Source organism: Desulfovibrio sp., assembly GCF_009712225.1.
Classification (GTDB): Bacteria; Desulfobacterota; Desulfovibrionia; order Desulfovibrionales; family Desulfovibrionaceae; genus Desulfovibrio.
Map to the genome: position 1 here is coordinate 297,713 of NZ_WASP01000006.1, position 26,269 is coordinate 323,981.

Annotated in this window: 21 protein-coding genes; 7 read left to right on the forward strand and 14 right to left on the reverse strand. The window is 55.5% G+C overall.

Translation table 11 applies throughout. The features are described from left to right. Window positions 1-92 precede the first annotated feature (92 nt). Together F8N36_RS06715 and F8N36_RS06720 are read left to right on the forward strand one after the other, a co-directional pair. Window positions 93-2,000 (forward strand): cytochrome c biogenesis protein CcdA, encoded by a 1,908-nt coding sequence (locus F8N36_RS06715; protein WP_291332027.1) that lies wholly within the window; start codon window positions 93-95, stop codon window positions 1,998-2,000. Between the two features lie 169 nt (window positions 2,001-2,169). Next, complete coding sequence (locus tag F8N36_RS06720) at window positions 2,170-2,646, forward strand: chemotaxis protein CheW (protein WP_291332028.1); 477 nt, start codon at window positions 2,170-2,172, stop codon at window positions 2,644-2,646. A 497-nt stretch (window positions 2,647-3,143) separates the two neighbouring features. Here the strand turns inward: F8N36_RS06720 and F8N36_RS06725 are convergent, their stop codons facing one another. From F8N36_RS06725 to F8N36_RS06740, 4 genes are all read right to left on the reverse strand, one after another. Then, window positions 3,144-3,374, reverse strand: coding sequence for a hypothetical protein (locus F8N36_RS06725; protein ID WP_291332029.1), 231 nt, complete (start codon window positions 3,372-3,374; stop codon window positions 3,144-3,146). 9 nt (window positions 3,375-3,383) lie between these two features. Beyond that, on the reverse strand, window positions 3,384-4,004 hold the full coding sequence (locus F8N36_RS06730; protein ID WP_291332030.1) for a GDSL-type esterase/lipase family protein: 621 nt from the start codon (window positions 4,002-4,004) through the stop codon (window positions 3,384-3,386). Window positions 4,005-4,007: 3 nt separating this feature from the next. Beyond that, a complete protein-coding gene (locus F8N36_RS06735) occupies window positions 4,008-6,683 on the reverse strand; it encodes a TIGR03960 family B12-binding radical SAM protein (RefSeq protein WP_291332031.1) in 2,676 nt (891 codons plus the stop codon). Between the two features lie 171 nt (window positions 6,684-6,854). Then, window positions 6,855-7,196, reverse strand: coding sequence for a hypothetical protein (locus tag F8N36_RS06740; protein WP_291332032.1), 342 nt, complete (start codon window positions 7,194-7,196; stop codon window positions 6,855-6,857). 128 nt (window positions 7,197-7,324) lie between these two features. Here F8N36_RS06740 and rnc point away from each other — a divergent pair, with 128 nt between their 5' ends. After that, complete coding sequence (rnc, locus tag F8N36_RS06745; protein WP_291332033.1) at window positions 7,325-8,041, forward strand: ribonuclease III; 717 nt, start codon at window positions 7,325-7,327, stop codon at window positions 8,039-8,041. A gap of 120 nt (window positions 8,042-8,161) precedes the next feature. On the opposite strand, the gene F8N36_RS06750 is transcribed toward rnc, so the two are convergent. From F8N36_RS06750 to F8N36_RS06770, 5 genes are all read right to left on the reverse strand, one after another. Further along, window positions 8,162-9,067 (reverse strand): flagellin, encoded by a 906-nt coding sequence (locus F8N36_RS06750; RefSeq protein ID WP_291332034.1) that lies wholly within the window; start codon window positions 9,065-9,067, stop codon window positions 8,162-8,164. A gap of 504 nt (window positions 9,068-9,571) precedes the next feature. Continuing rightward, the gene (locus F8N36_RS06755) at window positions 9,572-10,300 is read right to left on the reverse strand and encodes an amino acid ABC transporter ATP-binding protein (protein ID WP_291332597.1); all 729 of its coding nucleotides are present in this window, start codon (window positions 10,298-10,300) and stop codon (window positions 9,572-9,574) included. A gap of 20 nt (window positions 10,301-10,320) precedes the next feature. Continuing rightward, entirely contained in the window at window positions 10,321-10,998 is a 678-nt protein-coding gene (locus F8N36_RS06760) for an ABC transporter permease subunit (protein WP_291332035.1), read from the reverse strand. Beyond that, a complete protein-coding gene (locus F8N36_RS06765; protein WP_291332036.1) occupies window positions 10,991-11,740 on the reverse strand; it encodes an amino acid ABC transporter permease in 750 nt (249 codons plus the stop codon). Before F8N36_RS06765 ends, F8N36_RS06760 begins: the two co-directional genes overlap by 8 nt. A gap of 99 nt (window positions 11,741-11,839) precedes the next feature. Next, window positions 11,840-12,751 carry a glutamate/aspartate ABC transporter substrate-binding protein gene (locus F8N36_RS06770; protein WP_291332037.1) on the reverse strand — a complete coding sequence of 304 codons (912 nt, stop codon included), beginning with the start codon at window positions 12,749-12,751 and terminating at the stop codon, window positions 11,840-11,842. A gap of 701 nt (window positions 12,752-13,452) precedes the next feature. Here F8N36_RS06770 and F8N36_RS06775 point away from each other — a divergent pair. The 3 genes from F8N36_RS06775 to F8N36_RS06785 all read left to right on the forward strand — a co-directional run bounded on the left by F8N36_RS06775 (window position 13,453) and on the right by F8N36_RS06785 (window position 20,357). Beyond that, on the forward strand, window positions 13,453-15,144 hold the full coding sequence (locus tag F8N36_RS06775; protein WP_291332038.1) for a bacteriohemerythrin: 1,692 nt from the start codon (window positions 13,453-13,455) through the stop codon (window positions 15,142-15,144). Between the two features lie 272 nt (window positions 15,145-15,416). Next, on the forward strand, window positions 15,417-16,856 hold the full coding sequence (locus F8N36_RS06780) for a diguanylate cyclase (protein ID WP_291332039.1): 1,440 nt from the start codon (window positions 15,417-15,419) through the stop codon (window positions 16,854-16,856). Between the two features lie 246 nt (window positions 16,857-17,102). Then, window positions 17,103-20,357 carry an EAL domain-containing protein gene (locus F8N36_RS06785; RefSeq protein WP_291332040.1) on the forward strand — a complete coding sequence of 1,085 codons (3,255 nt, stop codon included), beginning with the start codon at window positions 17,103-17,105 and terminating at the stop codon, window positions 20,355-20,357. Window positions 20,358-20,429: 72 nt separating this feature from the next. Here the strand turns inward: F8N36_RS06785 and F8N36_RS06790 are convergent, their stop codons facing one another. The 5 genes from F8N36_RS06790 to F8N36_RS06810 are packed head-to-tail and all read right to left on the reverse strand — an operon-like array spanning window position 20,430 to window position 25,108. Then, window positions 20,430-21,254 (reverse strand): lysophospholipid acyltransferase family protein, encoded by an 825-nt coding sequence (locus F8N36_RS06790; RefSeq protein WP_291332041.1) that lies wholly within the window; start codon window positions 21,252-21,254, stop codon window positions 20,430-20,432. A 2-nt stretch (window positions 21,255-21,256) separates the two neighbouring features. Next, window positions 21,257-22,480 carry a replication-associated recombination protein A gene (locus tag F8N36_RS06795; protein WP_291332042.1) on the reverse strand — a complete coding sequence of 408 codons (1,224 nt, stop codon included), beginning with the start codon at window positions 22,478-22,480 and terminating at the stop codon, window positions 21,257-21,259. Beyond that, window positions 22,477-23,235: a 16S rRNA (uracil(1498)-N(3))-methyltransferase gene (locus F8N36_RS06800; protein ID WP_291332043.1), complete on the reverse strand. Its 759-nt coding sequence runs from the start codon at window positions 23,233-23,235 to the stop codon at window positions 22,477-22,479. The genes F8N36_RS06795 and F8N36_RS06800 overlap by 4 nt, the downstream gene beginning before the upstream one ends. Next, on the reverse strand, window positions 23,232-24,953 hold the full coding sequence (locus F8N36_RS06805) for a hypothetical protein (protein ID WP_291332044.1): 1,722 nt from the start codon (window positions 24,951-24,953) through the stop codon (window positions 23,232-23,234). The genes F8N36_RS06800 and F8N36_RS06805 overlap by 4 nt, the downstream gene beginning before the upstream one ends. Window positions 24,954-24,964: 11 nt before the next feature. Beyond that, complete coding sequence (locus tag F8N36_RS06810) at window positions 24,965-25,108, reverse strand: hypothetical protein (protein WP_291332045.1); 144 nt, start codon at window positions 25,106-25,108, stop codon at window positions 24,965-24,967. A 119-nt stretch (window positions 25,109-25,227) separates the two neighbouring features. On the opposite strand from F8N36_RS06810, the gene F8N36_RS06815 reads away from it, so the two are divergent. Further along, complete coding sequence (locus F8N36_RS06815; RefSeq protein ID WP_291332046.1) at window positions 25,228-26,268, forward strand: GAF domain-containing protein; 1,041 nt, start codon at window positions 25,228-25,230, stop codon at window positions 26,266-26,268. Window position 26,269 lies beyond the last annotated feature (1 nt).

Sequence of the window (26,269 nt, forward strand, 5' to 3'; positions counted from 1 at the left end):
CTTAAGCGGCCCTGCCTGTCAAGTAATTTGAAAAAAATCAGCTAAAAAGAGATACCACTTTGAAATATGCCAAGTTGGCTGCATCTGCATCAGTGCCCGCAAAACTGGCTGGCGGGCAGTGCTGGCGCGTGTTTTGCGCTGGCATTGTCGCGCTGGTAGCCACATTTTTCTTTTGCGTGTCGGCCCAGGCAGAAGACCTGCATCCCCGGCTGGAAACCGCGCGAGACGGGCAGAACCTGATTGCAGCGCTGCACATTGTGATTCCTGCCGAGTTTCATGCCTACGGGCACGAACCTGGAGAGGCGGGCAGACCCACCACGGTGGCCATTTCTGTGGACGGAGGCCGCCCTCTGCCCGTGCATTATCCCGAGGGCGCTGTGCAGCGCGATTTTTACGACCCCACGGCCACTGTAAACGTTTACGAGGGCAATGTTGTCTTTTATGCCTCGCTGCCGCCTGATGCGGCGGGCAAGCCCTTTGTGGCCGATATCAGCATGCTCCTGTGCTCAAACCGTAAGTGCATGCCTGTTAATGAGCAGTTTACGGGCATTGTTCCCCGCGAAGCTCCCGCCGTAAATGTCATGCCCTGGAATGCCCAGTGGCAGGAAATGCGACAGCGCCCGCCTGTTGTGCCAGCCACGGCCCAGGCGGATGCCCCAGAAGAGGGCGGCAACGACGACATCTCGGGCGAGATGTGGGCCAACGAAAGTGCCCAGTCCAGCGGCGTATGGGCAGACGAAATTGTGGACAAGCTGCCTCCGCCAGACGGTTTTGACGTGCGCCTTTCGCCGCGTTTTCTTGATGATGCGCTTGAAATCTCCGGCCTTGGCAAGGCACTGCTGTTTGGCATCATTGCGGGTCTGCTGCTCAATGCCATGCCCTGCGTGCTGCCGGTGCTTACCTTCAAGGTAAGCGGACTGCTCATGGTGGGCGGGCGCGACGCCGCAGGCCTCAAGCGCTTCAGGATGCACAACCTGTGTTTTGCTGCCGGGGTGATGACGCTTTTCAGCGCCCTGGCTCTGGTGCTGGGGCTTGCGGACCTCATGTGGGGGCAGCTGTACCAGAATCAGGCCGTGCTTATGGTAATGTTGCTGGTTGTTTATCTTATGGGGCTTTCCACCCTTGGCGTGTTCAGTCTGCCGGTTATTGATCTCAAAACCGGGGCGAGCAGCAAAAATCCCTGCCTGCAGGCATATTTTACCGGTCTTGTTTCAACCTTTCTTGCCACGCCCTGCAGCGGGCCGCTGCTCGGTGGTGTGCTGGGCTGGGCCTTTACCCAGCCGCTCATCATCGTAATGGTGGTGTTCTGGGCTGTGGGGCTTGGCATGGCCCTGCCCTACATTATGTTTTGCATCTGGCCCGACCTTGCCCGTGTGCTGCCCAAACCAGGCGCGTGGATGCACGTGTTTGAGCGTATCGTGGGCTTTATGCTCATGGGCACGGCGCTGTATCTGCTCTCTGTGCTGCCTGTTGAGCGGCATATGCAGGTGCTTACAGTGCTGCTGGTGCTTTCGCTCTGCGCCTGGCTGTGGGGGCAGTATTGCGGCATTACCGCTCCCCCGTTGCGCCGCAAGGTCATGAGCGTCATTGGCGTTGGGCTGCTGGTGGCCTCTGTTTTCTGGGTGCTGCGGCCCGTGGCGCCCCTGCCGCAGTGGCGTCAGTTCACGCCGGAAGCGTTTGAGGCAACTCTCGGCAAAAAACCCATGTTGCTTGAATTTACCGCCAACTGGTGCCCCAACTGCAAATTCATGGAAGCCACTGTGCTGACAGACGAGCGCATGCGCAAATTGCAGGCACGCTACGGCATGGAACTGGTGCGGGTGGATCTTACCAATGCCAATGCATACGCAGTGCGTTTGCTGGACGCGCTAGGCAGCAAGAGTATTCCTCTTACTGCGCTTTTTCCTGCTGGCGATGATGCCAACCAGCCACTTGTTCTGCGCGACGTGTACAGTGCCCACACACTGGAGCAGGCCCTGAATGAAGCGTATGAAAAATAATGCTCTTTTTTGCAGCCTGCCCTATGGTTCTTTACTGTACTGCCGATATTGTCTAATGTGTGAGCATACAGCAGTGCTTAAGATGCAAAAGAGACCAGTGGCCTTGTGGCATCACCTCGTTTGATTTTTGGGCACACGACTGCGGCCTACTTGCGACAAGGGAGCAGACATGGATCTGAGTCAGAAAAAACAGGAAGACGAACTTCTGCAACTGGTGACGTTCAGCATCGGTGAAGAAGAGTTCGGGGTGAACATCCTGAAGGTTCAGGAAATCATCCGCACCATGGAAATTACCAAGGTGCCCCGCGCTCCGGAATTTGTGGAAGGCGTCATCAATCTGCGCGGCAAGGTTATCCCGATCATTGATCTGCGTCGGCGCTTTGGTCTTGCCCCCAAGGGGCATGACAAAAACACGCGGATTATTGTCATTGAAATTAACAATATCATCGTGGGTTTTGTTGTCGATGCCGTTTCCGAGGTATTGCGCATACCCGCGAGCACGGTGGAACCGCCGCCACCGGTTGTTGCCGGGGTGGACTCGGACTACATCAGCGGTGTGGGCAAGTTGCAGGATCGCCTGCTTATCATGCTTGACCTTGATAAGCTGCTTTCTGGCGACGATATGGAGCTTTTGACTACCATATAGTCCATGGTTCGCATTGCTTTGGCAAACCTGCGATTGCATGTGATACATCGCATGCTGATGCCAGGAATCTCTGGTGTTGCGCGCAAAATGGCCTCACACGTTTGACAGGGGCAGCCTGAAGCCGGGTTTTAACTGGCCAGGGCTGACCAGATGCGGATTGACACAGCTGCGCGTGATTGATGCAAGATATGCCAAAGGGTATTTGGGACAGGCCGGGCTTTTGCTCGGCCTGTCTGCATTTGGGCAGCACATGCTGCGCAGCACAAAACGGCTTGCGGTTACCAGCTGAAGGTCCCAGTCAAGGCATCAGCCAAGGCCCGTGTGGTTTTTAAGAAAAATGGCGGGTGTGGTGGGTGTGGCGTAAAATACAAAAACAGCGACCGAACATCAGCACACCCTGCATATCAAGGCGCACATGCTTACGGCCGCTGTCTTGTTAACAGCTGTTGCTGCTGGCTGCATTTTGCGCGTCTAACCAGCAGGGGTGACTTATCTTGTTATTTGCCCATAATGGACTGGTTTCCCCGGCGGCTCGAGCGTAAAAACAGCTCTTCAACAATTACCTTTTCATAATCGGGCGCCAAAGCCAGATCGGTGTGAAGGGCGCTGCAGAGCATGCTTTCAAGCTGCTGGGTTTCTTCCCAGATTTCGAGCAGTTCGTCGTCTGCCAATGTTTTGACGCGTTCTGCAAAGGGCTGTTCATCAATAAAGGGAATACATGAACCCATTGTGTTCTCCTACTGCGCTGCACACATGAAGGCGCGTACACATTCCTGCGCCAGCAGCGTTTGCGCCATGCGGGTGCAGCCCTGTGCGCCAGGGTGCAGCCCATCGCTCAAATCATCCATATAATCAGCTGTGTCAGCCAAGATTTTATACACCTGGGCAAAGGCCACGCTACGGCCTGCGCAGATTTGCTGCTGCAACTTGCCAAGCTGTCCAATACGGGCGTTGGCAGCGGCATCACTTACCGGCGGCGGACTTATGACCAGTGTTGGTGCAACAGATGCCGCTTCGGCAAGCAGCTGGTCCAGCAAGGCAGCCGCCAGTTGTGGTTGTGCAGGCTGGCCGCCGCCAGGAGCCGCCATATCCACCACCCCAGTGCAAAACACCAGGCGGGGAACCATGCCGGGTATAAGCCTGCATTCAAGCTCTGAACGCCATCGGGTGGCTAGGTCTGCCGTGCTGTGCCGCCGTGCGCCAAGATTGTAAAATGTGGCGCGCGGTATGGGGCTTAAACCTGCCTCGTGTGCCAGTACTGCCAGGCGGCTTACCCACCCGCCCGGCATGACTGCATCGTTGACGCCCTGCGTCAGCGAGTCTCCAAAAAAGAACCAGGCAGGTGTGGTGTGCAGCATTGGCTACTCGGGGTAGGACTGCCCGTCAGTGAATATCTGCGCAGTCTTGAGCAGGCCTATTCGTTGACGCAGAACTTCCTGCTCTCCCATGGACTCAAGAATCGCCATACACAACAGCATGGGAGAGAGATAACCGTTACCCCAGTCCGCCACAAAAGTCACGGCTTCCACGGCTCCGGTAGCGCTGTTCTGCACAGACCAGCTACGAAGCATGAGCCGTATGTCGGCAGTGCGGGGCCCCTTTTTGGTTTCGCGGGTAAACATGCGCTCTGTCAGTGCGTCAAATTCGGCAAAGCAGCGGGCAGCGGCCTCGGTTTCCTCCACCGTGGGCATGCGCAGGGTAAAGGCCTCGGCAACTGCCTGCTCCGTGCGGCGGCTTTTTTCAACAGGCTCGATTCGCAGCACATCCATGCCCGGGGGCAGCAGCGGGGTAAGGCGTGCCGCCACTTCCTGCGGGGGCAGGTCCTGATGCAGGGTGAGGGCAAACCATTCGGCCTGGCTTTCTACCCCAACTGGCAGGGCACGGCCAAAGGAGAGCAGCGGCATGGGATGAAAGCCCTGAGAGAAGGCCAGCGGCATGGCGGCACGGCGCAGGGCGCGGTCGAGCACTGCCTGCAGTTCAAGCTGGCTCAGGTAGGCGCTGCCTCCGGCCTTGCTGTGCCATATGCGGTATTGTGCCGCCTTGACGGTCAGCTCGGGCGTGATTTTGGGCGGACGGCTTGTTTGCGGGCGGCACACAAGGCGGCCTTCTTCGTCAAGCGTGGGGGCGTGGGCCTGCTGGTCGCGCTGGGGCAAAATAAGCCTGTTGCGGTGCAGGGGCTGGCCCGGTTCGTCGTCTGTCGTGGGGGCAGAGGCGTGCTGCATGCGCGAGGGCCCAACCTTGGTATCGCATGCGCCGCACTGGCGACAAGCGCCGTATCGGCAGTCGTCGGTAATTTTTTCCGAGAGGGCACGCTCGCGCTCACGCAGCAAAAACTCTTCCGAAATACCGGCTTCCAGATGGCTCCAGGGCAGGGATGAGCCGGGTTCACGCGGGCCAGTGCACTGTTCGATGCTGATGCCGCATTCGTTCAACGCTTCAATCCACGGCGGCAGCGTAAAATGCTCCATCCAGCTCGTGAATACAGAGCCCTTGCGATACGCTTTTTCCACCACGTCTGCCATGCGGCGGTCCGAGCGTGACAGAATGCCTTCAAGGTGGCTCATGGCGGGTTCGTGCCAGCGAAGCTTGAGGAACTTTTGTCCCTTGAACTGGGTGCGCACCAGATTGACGCGGCGCTGCATTTCTTCCTGACTGATCTGCGGAACCCACTGGAAAGGCGTGAAGGGCTTGGGCACAAAGGGCGACAGGGCCGCCGTGACCTGAAGGCGTGGGCCGCCCCTGCCTGCAGCGTCGCGCACCTTGCGGCAGATGTCGGCAATGGCTTCAAGATCTGCATCCGTTTCGGTGGGCAGGCCAATCATGAAATAGAGCTTTACCAGCCGCCAGCCGTGTTCAAGCAGCTTTTGGGCGTGCAGCAGCAGGTCTTCTTCTGTAACGCCCTTGTTGATGACATCGCGCAGGCGCTGGCTGCCAGCCTCTGGGGCAAGGGTAACGCCCGTGCGGCGCAGGTCTGCCATCCGCTCGATGATCTCGTCGTCAATGGAGCCCACGCGCAGCGAAGGCAGCGAAAGGCCGATCTGCTCGCGGGCACAGCGGTCAAGCACACCAAAACTCAGGGTTTTGAGCGCGGAGAAGTCGCCCGTACTCAGCGAGAGAAAAGAAATTTCGTCAAAGCCGGTTTCGTTAAGGCACTTGGTGAGCAACTCGTTGATGTTATCAAGCGAACGCTCGCGCACGGGGCGGTAAACCATACCCGCGTGGCAAAAACGGCACCCGCGTGTGCAGCCACGTGCAATTTCAAGCGAAAGTCGGTTGTGCACCGCTCCCACGGGAACCACCTGCCGTGTGGGGTAGGCGGCGTTGTTGAGGTCGGCCACAATGCGGCGTGCTGGGCGCTGGTAATCGTCCAGAAGGGGCTTGAGAGGGAAAACCGGTTCGCCCTGAGCATCAAATTCCTGCTTGAACAGCGAGGGCACATACACACCGGGAATGGTGCGCGATTGCAGCAGCATTTCGCTGCGCGTCCAGCCCTGCTCGTGCGCTTTTTCAAGCATGCGCAGTACGTCTGGCAGGCTTTCCTCGCCATCGCCAAGCACCATCATGTCCACAAAAGGGGTGAGCGGTTCGGCGCTGAGCAGCGCACCGCCGCCAGCTATGACCAGCGGGCATTCTGTGAGGCTCTGCGGCCTGTCTTCCATACGCAGCGGTATGCCCGCCAGATCAAGCATGTAGAGTACATTGGTGTAGCAAAGCTCGTGCGTGATGGAAAAGCTCAGGCAGTGCATGCTGGCGAGCGGGGTATCTGATTCCAGCGTGGCAAGGGGGGTATTGTGGGCGCGCAGAATCTCGGCAGCCTCTTTTTCGGGCGCCATAACGCGTTCTGCCCACCAGCCCGGCTCACTGTTGACGATATTGTAAAGAATTTTTTGCCCAAGGTAGGACATGCCCACATCATAAGTATCAGGAAAGGCCAGGGCCACGCGCAAACGCACATCTTCGGGGTTTTTACGGCAGGCGTTGTCCTCGATGCCCGCATAACGGCTTGGTTTGGGCAATAGGGGCAGCAGTGAGCGCATGTCTATCCTTGTGTGGGTTGGAGAAAAGGCGATGGGTGCAAAAAGGGCGGCGCAAAACGCCGCCCCCGAAAGTAGCAGAAAAACCGAAACATCATACTGTTATCCCGCGCATGCCGCCGCCAATGGCAGGCCAGCATTACAAACGGGCTATCTGCAATGGTTTTTCAGATGTTACTTGATAAGGCCGCTGCCGGAACCGCTGAAAGGTTCGGAGCTGAACTGCATTCTGCCAAGGCCGCCGGCCACTGTCAGATTGGTGCAAGCTTCGATGTACTTGTCCTGCAGTTCCTGGGGGGTGTTGGCATAGCGATAGAGGAAATTTTTGCCCTCAATGCTGCCGGTAAAGTCAGGTTCAAAAGGATAGCCGTAGGGCAGCATCATCATCTGCACACCCTGCTGGGTGGGGACGGTCTGAAGGGTGGCAACCTCGTTCAGGCAATCCTTTTCGGCGTCATACTTGCCAATGATCAGTTCGCCCGTCACCAGCTTCATCAAACGGATATCATAAGCCATGCTCAACTCCTCGGTAGTCGTTGGTTTTACCTAGGCACTGGTGGAGCGCATGTCAAGGTATTTTATGTTGCCATCGGTCATGAAATGACTACAGTACAGCTATGCAAAATTTTGACGCTATACAAAACATGCCACCCAGAGTTGTGGCTAAGTTGCTGGAACCTGTGTTGGGTCATACCTTTGCAAGACCAGAGCTTCTAGATCTTGCCCTGACGCACAGTTCGTGGGCCAATGAATGCGGTACAGGGCAGAACCATAACGAACGGCTTGAATTTCTCGGTGATGCGGTACTTGAACTTTGTGTTTCTGCCCAGCTTTACAGCCGTTTTCCCGACGCGCGCGAGGGCGAGCTGACCAAGATGCGGGCGCACCTGGTGAGCACGGTGAGTCTGGCAGAACGGGCCAGAAAGATCGGGCTTGATACCATGCTGAAGCTTGGCAGGGGCGAGGAAAGTCAGGGAGGGCGCACACGTGACGGTGTGCTGAGCGACGCCTTTGAGGCAATGCTGGCGGCTGTATACGAAGACGGCGGTTTTGCAGCGGCGCAGGCAGTTGTGGCCCGGCTTTTTGCCGACCGGTGGCCCACTGCGGCAACAAAAACCATGCCCAAGGATTACAAAACCAGACTTCAGGAAGCCTCGCAGCAACGGTTTGGCGAAGCCCCGCTCTATACCCGGCTGGGCAGCCGCGGACCAGAGCACGCAAAGGTTTTTGAGATAGGGCTGAAACTGCCCGACGGAACAGAATTTGTGGCTACCGGCAGCAGCTGCAAAAAGGCGGAACAAAATGCCGCCCAGCAGGCGCTTGCCATACTTGACGAAACCAGACTCACCAAAAATAGCTGACACATTCCCCAACATGCCAGCGCCAAGCGGGCATGTTCGGGAATGTCCCGGTGCCGGGGCCCCCCCCCCCCCCCCCCCCACCTCCCATCTTTGGTCCACCACAGCCTAGTTTATGATGGCCTAACCGCCGATAAGCTTCATGGCCATCTGCGGCAGAGAGTTGGCCTGCGAAAGCATGGCCACCGCCGACTGTGTCAAAATCTGTTCACGCACGAACTGCGTCATTTCTGCGGCCACGTCCACGTCCGAAATACGGGATTCAGCAGCCTGGAGATTTTCAGCCTGAGTGTTCAGGTTGGTGATGGTGTTTTCCAGGCGGTTTTGCATGGCACCAAGGTGAGCGCGGATTTTGTCCTTGGAAACAATGGCCTGGGTGATGGCCTCAAGGGACTTCTGCGCTGCATCCTGAGTGGAAACCGTGCCGCCTTCGCGCATGGCACCTGTGGAGTCGAGGGCCTGGTTGCCTACGCCCAGAGACGATGCCGTGGTGCTGCCGATGGTGATGTAATAGTAGTCTTCGGCAGAGTCGTTGCCCGTACCAAAGTGCACCTTCAGCTTGCCGGTAGAGGTCATGCCGCTACCGTCGTGGGTGCTGGACGAAAGTGTGCCGTTCAGCAGGTGAATGCCGTTAAAGTCGGTGGCGGTTGCGATTCGGGTAATTTCCGAGGCCATGGCCTGATATTCGGATTCGATCATCAGGCGCTGGGTGGAATCATACGTGCCGGTGGCCGCCTGTTCCGCCAGTTCCTTCATACGGGTGAGCTTTTCGTCAATGATGCCCAACGCGCCGTCGGCGGTCTGGATCATTGAGATGGCGTCGTTTGCATTACGTGCACCCTGATGCAGGGTGGTAATGTCGGCGCGCTGCAGTTCACGAATTGCCAAGCCAGCTGCATCGTCGGCGGCGCTGTTTACGCGAAGGCCCGACGACAGGCGCTGCGTTGATTTACCCAGAGCCGAATAGTGTGCATTTAAATTTCTGGCCGTGTTGGCGGCCATCATATTATGGTTAATGACCAAAGACATGGGACACCTCCTGGTGGTTACTAAGCTGTACTCGCCAAGATGCAATCCATGTGCCAATAAAAAAAGATTAAATAAATCATGTAGTTGAAAATATGGCTGGAGAGAGGGAAAATTTTGCCTGCGGGAAAGAGGAATTTTTGACAGTATATCGGGGTGTTCGTCACCTCAACAAAGTGTGTGTTTTGGCAAGCTGTAACGCCTGCTGATTCGCAATTCCGGTTTGGTTCAGGAAGGCGGGGTTTTCGGTGGGGCAGGGCGAAGGTGGTCTGTATGGCAGCAATCCACGGATTGGCTCAATGGAGGCATGTTTGCTGGGCAGAATGTCAACCATTATAATGATCACAATGGGCAGATAGGCCATATTCTGGATGGATGCCCCGTGTTTCATGCCACCTTGTCACAATACCCACAGCCATGAAGCAGGCAGAAGATAAAGCAAAGCCCCGGTCTGACTCTCCACCAGGAAGAAACCAGACCGGGGCTTGATAATATGTGGGGAACTGGCTAGTGCGGAATGATATTGGCCAGAAAGTCCTTGGCGCGCTGGGTGGCGGGATTGTCGAAGAACTTGTCCTTGGGAGAGTCTTCAAGAATGGAGCCGCTCTCCATAAACAGAACCCTGTTGGCCACCTTGCGGGCAAAGCCCATTTCGTGGGTAACAACCATCATGGTCATGCCCTCGTAGGCCAGCTCAACCATGACGTCCAGCACTTCGTTGATCATTTCGGGGTCAAGGGCAGAAGTGGGTTCGTCAAACAGCATGGCAACAGGGTCCATGCACAGGGCGCGGGCAATGGCCACGCGTTGTTGCTGGCCGCCCGAAAGCTGTGAGGGGTATTTGTCCGTCTGCGGTTCAAGGCCAACGCGCTTGAGCAGCATAAGGCCCTTATCCATGGCTTCGTCACGGCTGCGCTTGAGTACCTTTTCCTGAGCAAGCACAAGGTTGTGAATGATGCTCAGGTGCGGAAAAAGCTCAAAATGCTGAAAAACCATGCCCACATGGCTGCGCAGGCGGGCGAGATTGGTTTTTTTGCTGGTTACTTCAATGCCGTTCACAAAAATCTGACCAGACTGTACAGGCTCAAGGCCGTTCACAGTTTTGATAAGTGTGGACTTTCCCGAACCGGAAGGGCCGCACACCACCACAACCTCGCCCTTGTGTATGCGCGTGCTGCAGTGGCTCAGCACGTTGAAGTCACCGTACCACTTGGATACGTTTTCCAGAATAATCATGGCTTCATCGGTGGGATTGATCATAGCTTGAGTCTCTTTTTTACCATGGTTACGGTGGCTGACACACAGAAGCAAACTATAAAATAGCCCGATCCTGCAAGCAGCACCATATCAATTTCGTAGCCAGTCGTTTTGCCAATGTTTGAAGCGGTGCGGAAGAAATCCGCCAGGCCGATGATATAGACCAGAGCAGTATCCTGAAAAAGAATCATGCCCTGGGTCATCAGCAGGGGAGTCATAACGCGGAACGCCTGGGGCAGAATGACGTAGGTGAGCGTTTGCGACTTGGTCATACCAAGCGCAAGAGCAGCGGAATACTGCCCACTGGAAACGCTGCGCATGCCCGCACGTACAATTTCTGCATAGTAGGCCGCCTCAAAGGCGGTAAAGGCCACAATGGCAGAAACAAGGCGTATGTCTGTTTGCGGCGAAAGGTTGAAAAACGAGCTCAGAAACTGCGGCACGATAAGGTAGAACCACAGCAGCACCATCACAAGGGGGATGGAGCGGAAGCAGTTGACATACGCGGCTGAAAGCCAGCGCATGGGGGCATACACAGAGATGCGCGCCACAGCCAGTAGCGTGCCCAGCACCATGCCCAGCGCAATGGCCGTGATGGTGATCTTGAACGTAACCAAGGCCCCCTGACCAAGCAGGGGCAGGCTCTGCTGAATCATGCTCCAGTCAAAGCTAAACATTTTTGCCTCCCGTGCTCGTGGAGGGCAAACGCATCTTGTTCTCCAGCAGTTTCATGGAACGCATCACCACAAAGTTCAGCAGCGCGTAGGCAAGGGTAACTGCGATAAATGATTCGTAGGCGTAGCCCGAAAATTCGAGCAGGCGGTTGGCCTGGGCTGTCAGTTCTATGAGGCCTACGGTAGACGCAACTGCCGAGTTCTTGACCATGTTGAGCATTTCAGAGGTCAGCGGCGGAATAATGATGCGGTAGGCATTGGGCAAAAGCACGTGTCGGTAAGTCTGCGGAAGGGTAAGGCCAAGGGCCAGGGCCGCATAGCGCTGACCGTGCGAAAGCGCCTGAATGCCGGATCTGACCTGTTCACAGACGCGCGCACCTGTAAAGAAACCCAGCGCGCATACAGATATGATAAAAAACTGGATGTTGGGGTTCAGCTCTGCTTTAAACCACACGCTGGCCTTGTAGGGCAAAAGGTCGGGCGCGGCGAGATACCAGATAAAAAACTGAACAATAAGCGGTATGTTACGAAAAATGGTCACATAGGTTGCGCCGATGGTACTGAGAATCTTGTTGGGCAGCGTGCGCAAAATGCCAAATAGTGAGCCCAGAACAAAAGCCAGAATCCAGGCGCAGACAGACAGGGCCACTGTTGTCAAAAAGCCATCCACCAGCCAGCTGAAGTAGGTGACGTTTCCAAACGGCGCCTGTTCAAAAAATATGCCCCAGTTCCAGTTAGCCTGCATTCGTTGGTTCCATCCCTGTGTAATAAACGTATATCATGTGTAGCGGGCTTAACCGCATGTTCTGGCGCGCTGCGTACAGCGCGCCAGAACACACCAACATCAGTTCAGGGCCTTGTCGTTGGGGGCCTTGAAGAGAGCCTTCATTTCGTTGGACATCTCAAAGCTCATGTTCATGTTCTTGGGCGGAATGGGCTGCATGAACCAGCGGTTGAAAGACTTTTCAGCGTTGCCGTTACCCTGCTCCTCGGCAATGGTGGCGTCAACAAGCTTCTTGAACTGGGCATCACCCTTGCGCACCATGCAGCCGTAAGCTTCAAAGCTCTGGGGCGTGCCAACAATGACCCAGTCGGCAGGCTTTTTGGCCTTGGCGCGTTCGCCGGCGAGCAGTGCGTCATCCATAAAGAAGGCAACAGCGCGACCAGATTCCACGGTGCGGAAAGCGTCGCCGTGGTCTTTCACGCTGATGATGTTAACGGCAAGACCCTTCTCGTCGTTCATCTTGTTCAGCAGCTTTTCAGAGGTCGTACCGGCGGTAACGGCCACGTTCTTGCCCTTCAGGTCGTCAAAGTCCTTGATGCCGGAGTCTTTGTTGACCAGCAGGCGGGTGCCGATGATGAAAAAGGTGTTGGAGAAGTCAACCTGCTGCTGACGTTCGAGGTTGTTGGTGGTCGAACCACATTCAAAGTCAAACGTGCCATTCTGGAGCAGGGGAATGCGGTTCTGCGAGGTGATGGGCACGTAGCGAACCTGAAGGTTGGGCATGTTCAGCTGCTTTTTGACGGCATCAACAATCTTGTTGGAGTAGTCCTGAGCATAGCCAATGACGTTCTGCTGAAGGTCATAGTAGGAAAAAGGCACGGAAGATTCACGGTGACCCACTACAATCACGCCGGTTTGCTTGATTTTCTGCAAGGTTCCGGTGAGTTCTTCTGCCTGAACCTGACCGCCCTGGGCAGAGGTCAGAAGAAGCAGCGCCGCCAAAGCGGACAAAATGGATTTCTTCAGCGCCATGGTTTCCTCCTGGAATGGCATTTACGGAAGGCGACGCCATTGTTGCCAAACAAGCGCGCCGCTCAAGGAAAGGTTCAGCAAAAACATTGGCCATAACCATAGATTGTATGCATCAACACATACCATTCTGATGGGTGAATGCCACACACCTGGCGGGCATTCAGGCAACCAGCTTTTCCCGGTTCTCCTGCCAGAGTATAATGGCTGCTCAGATGGTCTAGCCAGTCAGGCAGCCAAACACGCCGTGTGCGCAAGCGACAAGCGCACGCCGAATCACGCCACTGTAAACGATAAGACATCAATCAGCAAAGAAAAATACTGTAAAGCCATTCGAGCTGTCAGGCAGCCCATGGCCTGTCGCTGATTGGTGCCTCGGGGGGAAGGCGCCTCTGCACAGTGCGAGAGTGCAGGAACCACAAGCAGTTATGTGGCGGCGAAATACATGCAGCAGAATTTTCGCTAAAATACCTCGTCATAATTATAAATCTTGGGCGTGGTGTCAATAAGCTGCTGGTTGTGCATGGGCTGTGAGCAATTGGCTGCCAGGTGACAGGGACGTGACAATGTTATTTTTTTCCAAAATTGTGCCATTGGTTCAGCTTGTTTTGTCCGATAAACAATAATATGATTAAAAAAGTTGGTAATGTCGTTTTTCCACCAGTTTCTCGACTCACTGGGCCAGTTTTTTTAAGGATGGGTTTATGGTCTTTGTCTCCCACGTTATTGCTGCGATTTTGCTGATTTCTTTGGCTGTTGCAGGAAAAATTGACGGATTCTGGTGGTTGGTTTGGGCGGGCGTGGCTGTTTGCCTGGCTGTTGATGCTGTGGTGTGGCTGCGCACCTTCACGGCTGCAAGGCTCATGCGCCGGCAGTTGCTGCAGGCCACCGGCGCTGCCGGTACTGACAGTGCTTCTGGCAACGCTGAAATGTTTGCCCAGTGCCTTGACCGCATGGGCAGGGCAGAGAAGCTTCTTGAGGCCGAAAAGCGACACAGCGCCGATCTGGAAGCTGGCGGCGCGCAGCTGCAAAGCAGCCTGCAGGCAGCGCAGGCAGAAAATACCGCCTTGCTGGAAAAATTCGAGCGCGGCGATGCTGTTTTGCACAAGGCACATACCGTATGCGCCAAACTTTCTGGCGAGGCCCAAAATCTTGCTACGCTCGTTTCAGAAGTAAACCAGGGTGTTGCCGTGCAACGCGACCGGTTGAACGAAACCGGTGGGGCCATGGATACCGTGTCGCAGGGTGCGCAGGAATCCTCCATGCGTGTGCGCGAGCTTTCTGAAAACGCGCAAACCGCCAGCGCCAGCGCCTCGGCCAGCAAGCAGGAAGTGGACGGGGCTGTTGAATCCATTGAGAAACTTAAAAACACCATTGTGCTTCTTAAGGAAGCCATGGCTGGTCTTGGTGAAAAAGCCAGCAATATCGGCAAGGTGATGGCTGTTATCAACGAGGTGGCCGATCAGACCAACCTGTTGGCCCTCAATGCCGCCATTGAGGCCGCCCGCGCGGGCGAGGCCGGTCGCGGTTTTGCAGTGGTGGCCGACGAGGTGCGTAAACTGGCAGAAAAAACCATGGGTGCCACCCGTGAAGTTGAAGATGCCGTTAAAGCCATACAGCAGGAAATCCGGCGCAATGCCGAAACCGTTGAGGTCGCGGCCCGGTTGAGCGTTGAGGGGGCCAGTTCTGCCTCGCTGGCGGGCAGCCGCCTTGGAGAAATACTCGAGGCCATGTCCGGCACGGCGCAGCACCTGAATGCCGTGGCCACAACGGCTGGCCTGCAGTCAGACAATATTGAAGACGCCAACAAGGCGCTGGATGAAATACGCGTTGTGGCAGAGCAGACATCCGGCAACATGCAGGTGTTTACCGCCGCGTTGCTGACCTTCCAGGGTGGTATGGAAGAACTGGATATGATTGTTAACGCCATGGTCAGTGGCGATTACGAGCGGGCAGCTTCAAACAAGTTTGTGCAGTGGACGTCGAGCATGGATCTGGGAATAGGCGAAATTGATCGCCAGCACCGCATGCTTGTGGACTACATCAACGACCTGCACAGTGCCATGTCCAACCACCGCAGTGCGCGTGAGCTGCTCGAGATTCTGCACAAGCTGCGCGACTATACCAGTACGCACTTCAGGGACGAAGAAAAGCATTTTGTGCATTCAGATTACCCCTCGGTCAAGGACCACCTGCAGATTCACAGAGAATTTGAGGCCAAGGTGGATGAAGTAGAGCGGGGCATAAAGGAAGGCACAGTTACCTTGAGCATGGATTTACTGTCGTTTCTTAAAGACTGGCTGGTAAAGCACATCATGGGCATGGATGCCCAGTACGTGCCCTATGTCAAAAAAAGCACCAAGGTCTCCGTCATGTCTCAGGGCAAAGTGCGCTGACAGCGTCACGCCGGGCACATCCGATTAATGCCCGTTGCACCGTAAGTGTCTGACAACGCTGACCGGTGTGACGGGCCTTTGTTTACAATGGGGCTGGCATTGCATATTTCATTGCAGAATACAAAAAAAGTATTCATATTAACCACTGACTGAACCAAACGATCCGTTTTGCAAGCCTTAGCAGTATGTCTTTGCTTTTTTTTGCGCTGCTGAGGGCGAGCGCTGCTACTGGACAAAAGTGCCGTAAATTGGGTGCGACCAGCGGAGAAATAATGTTTATTCAGTGTCTGGCAGTAAACAAGCGCTTCTCTTGCCTGACCGGCGTGCTGGTCTGTCTGTTTTTGCTGGCACAGTCAGGCCCTGCATCTGCTTTTGACACTGTTGCCATGCCACACGATACAGTGACGCTCACCGCAGCAGAGCGTGCCTACATAAATGAACACAAATCAGTAACACTCTGCGTTGATCCCGACTGGGTTCCCTATGAGCGCATCGATGCAAGTGGCAAGCATGTGGGCATTGCCGCCGACCTTTTGGCGCTGGTTTCTGCCAGAACAGGCATTGAATTCGAGCTTGTGCCAACCCGCGACTGGAATGAAAGCCTCGAGTTCTCCAGGTCAGGCCGGTGCAAGGTTCTGAGCTTTTTGAACCAAACCTCCGAACGCAGCGAATGGCTTATTTTCACCACGCCCCTGTTCAGCGATCCCAACGTATTTATCACGCGTGAAGAGCATCCCTTTATTTCCGACCCAGCCACGCTCGAAAACGAATCCATTGTGTTTCCTGAGGGTACGGCCATGGAGGGTATGATAAGGGAACGCTACCCCAACCTTGAAATCAAGCTTGTCAATTCAGAAGATGAAGCTCTGGATATGGTTTCTGCCAGGCGCAGTTCCATGACCATGCGTTCGCTGATTGTGGCTGCCTACACCATTCGCAAAAACGGTCTGTTCAATCTGAAGATTGCAGGTCAGCTGCCCATGTACATTAACCACCTGCGTATTGGCGTGAAAAAAGGTGATGGGGTGCTGCGCAACATACTTGATAAGGGCGTGCAGTCCATAACGCCTCAGGAAAAGGGGCGGGTGGTCAACCAGCATGTGACCATCAATGTGCAGACCATGGTGGACCCCCGTTGGCTGTTTATGGGGGGTGGCCTGGCGGTAACGATTGCAGCTCTCTGGGGCTACTGGACATACCGTCTCCGCAAGCTCAATGCCGCCCTCCTGCACCTTTCCAATACCGATAGCCTCACTGGCCTTGCCAACAGGCAAAAACTGTCTGCCTGCATGGCTGAGACCATGATACGTTCGTACCAGCATGATCTGCCGTTTTCTGTGATGCTGTTTGATCTGGACAATTTTAAAAGGGTCAATGACACATTCGGGCACCTTGCTGGCGATGCCGTGCTGCAGGCTTTGAATTCCATTGCGTCAAATGCACTGCGTCCGCAGGATACGCCGGGCCGCTGGGGCGGCGAGGAATTCCTTGTTCTTTTGCCTGAAACAGCTGCTGGCGAGGCGACAACGCTGGCCGAAATCCTGCGCAAAGGTGTGGGCGAGTATGAATTTTCCGATGGCCTGCACTGTACGATCAGTATTGGCGTGGCACAAATGCGCTCTGATGATACGCCTGATACCCTGATTCATCGGGCAGATACTGCATTGTACCGTGCAAAAAAAGAGGGGAAAAACAGGGTTGTGCTGGGGTAGAACCTACAGTTGGCTCTTATCATATTGTCGATAAACTGTTTGCGTACTCATACTGTTTACGCCAACGCTTGCCTCTATTCATGTTTTGAGCTAATTTTATATAATGAAATCAGGGTATATAAGATTTACTTAAATTACCCATAGGTTTTTTATCCTGTTTGGCAGCTCCATGGTTTGCCGCATCAATGTGTTTTAGCTTTTGTTGCATCCCTTGTGTTTCAAGCATTCTGATGCTGCGGGGTTTATATGCCAGAGGCCCAACCACACATTCGCTTGCAACCCCCCATCAATTTCCCTTCATGGGTTCAGTCTTACAAGCCCTTGTGGGTCATTGCCCTCATTGACCTGTTTGTGCTTGGAATCATTTTTTTCGCCCTGGCGGAAAGCCGCCACCGAGATTTTGAAACAGCCATCAACACTCTTGAAAGTGTTTCTCGCTCCATGGACGACATCCTCTCGTGGAGATTCGAAAAAATACATCTTGCCCTGCTCAGCACTGTTGATGAGGTCGAGAAACAGTCTCGCCAAGACAACATAAGCTGGGACGGCATGGAGAAATTTGGCCGTACACTGGACGACAGGTTGCCCGACAGCCTCGGTTTTTTGGTCACAGACAGTCTGGGGCGGGTTATCTACGCCTCGCCGCGTGCGCTTTCTGGCGACATCTCTGTTGCCAACGACGACCATTTTGTTCAGCTGCGTAATAATCCTTCGCTTGGGCTCTCCATCTCCAAACCATTCTACGGGCATGCCTGGCCTCACCCAATTATTGTTCTCTCCATGCGTTATACGCAGCCCAGCGGTGAATTTGGCGGCATAATTGCCTGTGCGGTATCCATAAACATGTTTTCTGCCGTACTGGGAGCTGTAGAAATCGCCAGCCCTTCTGCCGTAGCCACGCTGTGGGACAAGAGGCTCGGCCTGATAACGCAGTACCCGGCGGGGCAGTTTTATCTCGACGTAAAGCCTTCCCCGCAATTACGCAAACTCATCATGCAGGATGCCCCGCCCACTATCTATCACCATAACAGAACTGATTTTAATAATAAAAACAGAATTGCATTTTTTCGCAAACTCAGCCAGTGGCCCCTGTATCTTTCTGTAGGCGTATTTGAGCAGGACGTACTGGTAAAGTGGCGTCAGGAAGTGGTGTCTCTGGGTGTTTTGGGGCTGGTGTTCGCATTTATTTCCTTTTGGGGTGGCATTGCCTACACGCGGAATGTCCGTGCCCTTGCAGTGGGCGAAAAGCGCTATAAGGGGCTTTTCAACCATATGCAGGCTGGTCTGGCCCTGTTTGAGCCGGTGTTTCTGCATACGGGGGCCATCTGCGACTTCAGGTACGTCGAAGTCAACAAGGCCTACTGCACCATCTTCAGGTCAAATCAGGAAGACATTGTTGGAAAAACCCTGCTGCACAGAATAGCAGGCAAAACCAACAACCCCTCAAAATGGCTCAACCATCTCATAACTACGATTGAGACCGGCGAGCCTGCCCACTTTGATTTTTTTCTTGAAGGCAGCAATCTCTGGATAGATGTGGTGGCCTATCGGTCAGAAGCTGGCAAAATTGCCATCCTGTGCATAGACGTGAGCGAAAGCAAGTTTGCACAGGCCCGCGCCACCCGCGTTTCGCAAATGTACGCGGCGCTGAGCAGGTGCAATCAGGCCATTGTGCGCTGCACCACGCGCGAAGAGCTGTTTGCCGACATCTGCCGCGCCGCAGTGGAAGCTGGGGGCATGAAGGGTGCCTGGATAGGCCTTGTAGACAAGCAGACAAGCAATGTGAATCCGGTAAGTTCGTTTGGGCTCAATGACAATGATCTGCGTACGCTAAAGGTTTCTGTCAAGGAATTTGACCCCTTTGGCTCTGGTCCCACCGGTTGCGCCATCAGAAACAACGAGCCCATCTGGTCAAACAATTCCACCTCTGACCCTCGCCTTGTGCCCTGGTGGCAGCTGGTGCAGAAGACTGGCTTTCTTTCTGTGGGTGCGTTGCCGCTGCGGCAGCGGGGAGAGGTGGTGGGCAACCTTACCCTCTATTCCATGGAAGTGGGAGCCTTTGATGATGACGTGCGTGATCTGTTGGGAGAAATGGCCTCCAACGTGAGTTTCGCGCTCGACAATCTGGCCTGGGACGAAGAGCGACGCTGTAACGAGGCCAGAATAAACGAACTTGCCTTTTATGATCAGCTGACCGGTCTTGCCAACCGTCCCCTGCTCACAGAACGCATAAGGCTGGCAGTTGCAGCGGCACAGCACAGCAATCAGTATAATGCCCTGCTGTTCATTGACCTGGACAGTTTCAAGACCATCAACGACACGTTGGGGCACGACCAGGGCGACTTTCTGTTGCAACAGGTCGGCCATCGTCTGCAAGCCCTTGTGCAGCCAGAAGACACCGTGGCCCGTTTTGGCGGCGATGAATTTGTGCTTTTGCTGCAGGGCATTTCTGACAGCCGCGATGAAGCGATCAAGAAGGTTGCCCTTATCAGTCGCAAGGTGCTGAGCACAATACGCTCACCAATCGTCATAAATGGTGTCACCTGCCATTGTACTGCCAGTGTGGGTGTTGCGCTGTTTGGTTCGCGCGGCATTACGCCCGAGGAACTGCTCAAACAGGCCGACCTTGCCATGTACCAGGCCAAGGATGCGGGCAGAAATACCGTGCGTTTTTTTGACCCGCAGATGCAGCAGGCTGTGCTGGAGCGCATTATCCTTGAGCGCGAGCTTGAAGAGGCCATCGGGCTTGAGCAGTTTGTGCTGTATTATCAGCCGCTGATAGACATAGACGATAAAATCACAGGCGCCGAGGCGCTGATCCGCTGGCAACACCCCAAGCGGGGTCTGCTGCCGCCTGGCGAATTCATTCCGGTTGCTGAAGAAAACGGCATGATCACGCGCATTGGCCTGTGGGTGTTGCGTGAGGCATGCAGCCAGTTGGCAAAATGGGCGGAGATTCCCGAATTGGCCGGGCTGACTGTTTCCATTAACGTGAGTGCCAGGCAGTTCCGCGAGGGCGGCTTTGTGCGCGAGGTTACCTCGGCGGTGCGGCAGGCGGGCATTGACCCTGGCCTGCTCAAGCTTGAGCTGACCGAAAGCCAGCTTGCTGTAAGTATGCAGGAAATCATTTCTTCCATGGTGGAACTGAGTAATCTGGGGCTGCGTTTTTCGCTGGACGATTTTGGTACAGGGTATTCGTCCATGGCCTACCTCAAGCTTTTGCCGCTGGATCAGCTGAAGATCGACAAGTCATTTATTCGCGATCTGCTCGCTGATCCCAACGATGCCGCTATTGCCAGCATTATCATTGCACTTTCGCAAAGCCTTGGTCTTAGCGCAGTGGCAGAAGGCGTGGAAACCAGCGAACAGAAAAGAGCTCTGATAAATATGGGCTGCACCCTGTTTCAGGGGTATCTGTTCAGCATGCCGCTTCCGGTACAGGATTTTGAGGGGTATGCGGCAAATATGACAAATACTGCCAATGCCGAAACACAGGACTAGATAGGGCAACAGATGACAGGCCACAAAAAAGGGCGGGGTAAACCCGCCCTTCATCATTTATCAGCCTGCGCGCTAGATGTTGCTGCCATCGAGCTGCTGCCATTTGCCAAGGTAGCTCAAGATATGTTGGCAGATTGCCGCCTGTTCTTCCTTGCCTTGACCGGTAATACTGATGGGGTTGGCAAAATTATAGCGTACAGTCATGCCCACTCTGACCGGCCCAAGTTCCTTGATTTTGTTGCCCTGACCCCAGGCGTCTGTCTTGAGCGCCAGCGGCACTATGGGAACACCGGCCTTTTTGGCCAGCTTGACCCCGATGGAGTTGAACATCTGTGGGTTAAACTCGCGCGAGCGGGTATGCTGCGGAAACACGATGATGGAAATGCCCTTTTTCAGCCGTTCCAGCCCGCCTTCAAGCACGGCGGTGAGGTCTTCGCGCGGGTTAGTGCGACCAACCACAATGGGGTTGCGCGAGCACATTACCGGTCCAAAGAGCGGCATGGTGGTAAGGCTCTTTTTGACCACAAAGGTCACGGGGCGGCGGGGGCGAATCATGGCTGGCAGCATGAATGTTTCAAGAGTGCTCATGTGGTTGGCAACAAACAGGCAGGGGCCGTCTACCGATTCTATGGCGTTCATGCCTTCAATCTCGATGGGGCAGCCCATGCGTTCAATGAGGTCAGCAACCCATGCGCTGGCATAAACCCATGCGGCATCGTCGCACAGCCCCTTGGAAGCCCTGGCGCAAAGCCAGCGCACCGGACCAAGAAACAACCGGCTGTAAAAGCTGAGCGAGGGCATCATGCGGCTGAAAAAGCCCGCACTGGCATGTTGGCTGCTGTATGTGTCGCCCGTAAGAAACTTGGCTTCAAATGCGCCGTCAACAAAGGGGTTCATGCCTATTCTTCCGTTTTTTTGATTTTGTGCAGTTTGCGCCACCACTGGCTGAGCCGCGGTTCATCACCGTTGTCACGCGGCTGATAGAACCTTCTGCCTTCCAGTTCCTGCGGCAGATACGATTGCTCAATCCACGATTCGGGGTAATTGTGCGGATACTTGTATTCCTTGCCGTAACCCCACTCTTTTTGCAGCTGGGTAGAGGGGTTGCGCAGATGCAGGGGCACGGGCCGTGCGCCGTTGAGCTTAACTTCACGCGCTGCATTAAGGTAGGCTGCGTAGGCCGTGTTGCTCTTTTTGGCCATGGCCAGATAGGTAACGGTTTCTGCCAGCGGAATAAAACCTTCCGGCATGCCCACAAATTCTACCGCCTGCTGGCAGGCCACTGCCAGTCCCAATGCGTTGGGGTCGGCCAGGCCCACATCTTCAGAGGCAGAGAGTATCAGCCTGCGGCATACAAAGCGCGGGTCTTCGCCCCCTTCAAGCAGGCAGGCAAGATAGTACAGCGCCGCATCCACATCGCTGCCGCGTATGGATTTGATGAGGGCCGAGGCAAGCTCGTAATGGTTGTCGCCGTCCTTGTCGTGCCTGATAAGTATTTCGGGCAAGGCAGCCTTGATGTGTTCAAGGTCGCGTCTGTCTTCTGGCAGGGCGCCCACATACTCCACAAGATTGAGCAGTGTGCGGGCGTCACCGTGCGATACGCCTGCCAGCAGGTCGGCCACGTCGTCGGGCATCTGCAATTGCAGGTCGCCTGCGCCACGTCGGGCCAGCTCCATCAGCTCGGGGCGGCCAAGGGGCCGCAACCGCAGCACATGCAGGCGCGAGAGCAACTGGCGCGTTACACTGAACGAAGGATTTTCGGTGGTTGTGGCAAGCAGGGTGAGCTCGCCCGATTCCACCAGAGGCAAAAAAAAGTCCTGCTGGGCCTTTGAAAAGCGGTGCAGTTCGTCCAGCACCAGAATTTCCACTCCGGTAAGCGATCGCCGCAAATGCTGCAAACCGGCCTCTGGCGCGCTGAGTCGCAGATAGGGCCTGCCGCTGGATTTGGCAAGCAGCAGGGCAAGGGTTGATTTGCCGCAACCGGGTGGGCCAAATAGGAGCAGACTGGGCAACCGCCCGGATTTCATTATTGAGCGAAGGCGGTCGCCCAGGTGGCTCTGCCCCAGAAAGAGCGCAAGATCATCCGGGCGCATGCGCTCCGGTAGCGGTTTGCTTACAGTCACTTTCCTGCCCCTGCGGTGGCATCTGCCTTGCCCGAGAGCTGCGACGCCCACCAGTGGATGCCAAGGCAGAGCGTGGCGGCGGTTTCGCAACGCAGCACGCGTGCGCCGAGGCTGACAGGGGTAAACCTGGCATTGTTCAGAGCTGTCAGCTCGCGCTGTGAAAAGCCTCCCTCTGGCCCCACCACATAAACGCTAAGGCCGGGCTGCCCCGCCAGCTCGGGGGTAAGCATGTGCACGCCATCCTGCAGTTCCCACGGCAGAATGCGGTGGTCGGCAGCGTGCGAAAGATGGATAAGCTGGTCAACTCCGCCGGAAAGGGCGCGCACCTCTGGCAGCCATGGGTTGCCGCTCTGTTTTGCGCCAGCAATCATCTGACCAAGGCAGGCTTCTTCCGCAGCGGCAGAAAGTTTGCCCTGGCTATGGTCGCCCTGCCACAGCCACACGCCGTGCGCGCCAAGTTCAACGGCCTTTTCCATAAAAAAACCGCGCCGCACGGCCTTGCTGTAGGCCAGCGCCACCACGGCCCGCGAGTGCGGGGCAGGGGTGAGGGTTTCAGAAACGCGCTCGAGCTGCACGTTTTTTTTGCCGACCTTGCGCACCACAAAAATTCCCGACCGACCCCTGCCGTCCAGCAGGCCTACCTCTGTGCCGGGCTCAGCCCGCAGAACCTGACCGAGGTGGCGGGCTTCCTGCCCTTCAAGACGGGCCGTCTCTCCCCAGAATTCAGGGGGCAGATAAAAAAACGGTACGCTCATGATCCCACATTTTCCTTGCTGCTGCTGCGCGCCTTGCGCACAGCCTTGAACCCGTCCTGCAATGAAACAAGACGCCTGTAGTTTTTGCGAATTTCCTGCCCGGCCGGGGTAAGACTGTCTTCCGGCGGTTCCACATATTTGCGTTGCAGGTAGCTGTCGCGCAGGATTCTTTCCACACAGTCGATGACCGCGTCAACCAGACCGGGGAAAAAGCTGACGATTTCAAATTTCAGTTCGTTCAGCAGGTTAAGCGCCTCGCGAAACATCTGCTGGTAGGTGATGCGCGCGCCCTTAAAGGTACGCTGGCACAGGTCTTCGAGAATGCGCACGCGTCTGGCCTGCTGAATGTAGCTGAACCGCGTGCAGACCTCCTGATACAGCTCGCGCAGGTTTTCAAAGGCTTCGTCGTTGTCGGGCGAGAACAGGTAGTTGCTCAGCACCTTGCTGACGTTTGAGAAAAATTCGTCGCTGTAGCTGATCATGCGTCGCTGGTGCTTGGTCAGCCAGCTGTACAGGAACTTGAGGCGCTTTTCGTGGGTGCCGGTGTTTTCCACCACCTCGGTACGCTTGTAGATGATACGCCCCGTGTATTCGCCGCGCACAATGTCGTTGAGGCGCAGGAACATGTTGGAGGTATCCTTGATGATATTGAGCCCGGTGAGCGCCTTGCCCGTAATGGGGTGCAAAACCTCCTGTGCCACCACCGAGAGGGCGCGGTCCTGTCGCACGTTGCTGGGGTCAAAGGTGTGCTGCCGGTACTTGATGCGCAGAATGACCACCCGCCGCGGTTTGTCCAGAAAGAAACCGTCGCGGTCAATGATGCTCAGCACTTCGTCCTGATCGGCATCCACAGCCACCAGCGCAACCTTTTCAAGCAGGGGGTAGCGCGTGTTTTCGCCATTGGCCATGTAGGTGGTTATGGTTCTGTCTGTCTGCCCAAGCACGCGCAGCAAAAAGCGCTCGCCCATCTTGTGCAGCTTGCGGGCAAACAGGGCGCTTGAGGTGCGGCGTTCCGAAACAATGGGAAAGCCGTACAGCTCCATAAGGTACTGATACACAAACATGCGGTTGCGTTCATAAATATCGCTGTCGCCGTAGACAAACTTGCCTATGCGAATGCCAAAACGCTTGAGCTCGCTGTCGATATCAGAAGGAAACGAGGCAAAAATGCCTGCCAGATGAAACTGCCTGTCTGCGCCCCAGGCCAGCACGTGGGCTCTGTCCATGCTGAGCAGGTAGGGCATGAGCGACGGGTAGGTTTCGAGCAGCACCGTGTCGGTAGAGCGGAACTGCTGGCGAAAAATATCCTGGTGCACGCGCGGCAGCCGCGATGCCAGGGTTTGCAGATTCTGCACCATCACCTGGTTTTCGAGCGGGCAGCAGGCTCCGTCGCCCTCGGTGATGACAGGGTGCAGGTGGTCGAACTGGAAAATTTCCGAAAAATAGTCGAGCTGGCGCGCAAAGGCCACCATGGCAAAGCCGGGCAGCTCTTTGTACTCAAACATGTCGTTGTCAAAAGAGGGCAGCAGCTCGCGGGCTTCGACCAGGGGATAGTTTTTGTTTTCCTGATACGGCTTTACGAGGCACAGGCGAATATGCACGGCATCGAGCAGGTTTTTGAGCGCGTTCAGGTCGCTGACGGCGATGGAAGAGGACAGCTGCGTAGCGTCCTGCCAGGGCAGGCCGTCCTTGCTGAATACCTCTTGCCATTTGATCATCGGTTTTTTCCTTACGGTAATTTGTTATTTACTACCTGCTTTTTAGAAAATTTTCCAGTGCCAATGCGGCAGGTATCCGCGAAAGCGGCATCAACAGCGGCTGTTGCGGGTTTGAAAGCAGCGCCTGTCCTTGTTTTTGCCCATGCGCTGGGCATGCATCGGGCAACAGGCGGTGCAAAAGAAGTTGCGGCGGCGCATGCGCTTTGCTACAAGAAATGCGTTACCCAAGAGCCGTCACGCTGGTGGGCGGCCTCACCATCAACCCCATGTGCCCATGACCGCCAACTCTGTTGAAAAGCATATTCTGAGCATCGTTTGCAGCGTTTTTGACGCCTATTCTGTGGTTCTTTTTTTGCCGGATGAAGAAGGCGAGGCCCACCACCTTTCGGCGGCCTTCAGCCTGGGCGAAAAAATTGCCACCAACGCTTCGGTGCTGCCTGGCAAGGGCCTTGTAGGCTGGATCATCCGTAACCGACAGCCACTGCTTGTACCCAATTTTGATCAGCGCCAGAGCAACCTTGGCTATTACACCGGCGGTGAAGAAGCCAATATCAAGGCCTTTATGGGCTGCCCCGTACCCACGGGCGGTGCGCTGTGCGTTGACAGCAAGCGCCAGTACTCTTTTTCGGACAAAGACCACAAGATTCTGCAGATGTTTGCCGAGCTTATCTCGCGCCAGCAGGGTTCTGCTGGCCGCCAGGAGCTTGCGGGCGATATTCCGCGTTATTTTGCAGAGCTGTCAGTCATTCAGGACCTGCGTTTTCGCTACAAGCGCTGGCCGCAATTTTTGCAAAACTACCTGCGCATCATGGTTGAGGCCACCGGCTTTGACTACTGCGCCTTTGCCTCGGTGGACGAACCCGGCGAAACCTACTGCGTGGAGAGCGAGTCTGCCCGCCTGCTGCTGACTGGGGATGAGCCGCTTATTCTGCCCATGGGCAGCGGCATTACTGGTTGGGTTTTCCGCAACGACCAGCCTGTTATTGCAGAAGGCATAGAAGGCGCGCCCGCAGCCGTGCTGTTTGGCAAGCTGCCCGACATGCCCGATTTTCAGGCGGCCATCTGCATGCCGGTTATGGTCAACAAGAGCACGCGCGGCGTGCTCTGCCTTGCGCATACCAATCCCCGCCAGATAGACGAATCGCTGCGTAGCTTTGTGCGCCAGTCTGTTGACCATCTGGCCCTGTTTCTGGAAAATCTGTATCTCAAGATGCGGCTTAGGACCATGTTGCCCAGAGCGCGGGTACACAGTGAAGGTCCTCAGGCATATGACCCCGACACTGCGCCCGTGCCGCCTTCTTCAAAAGAATACTGAG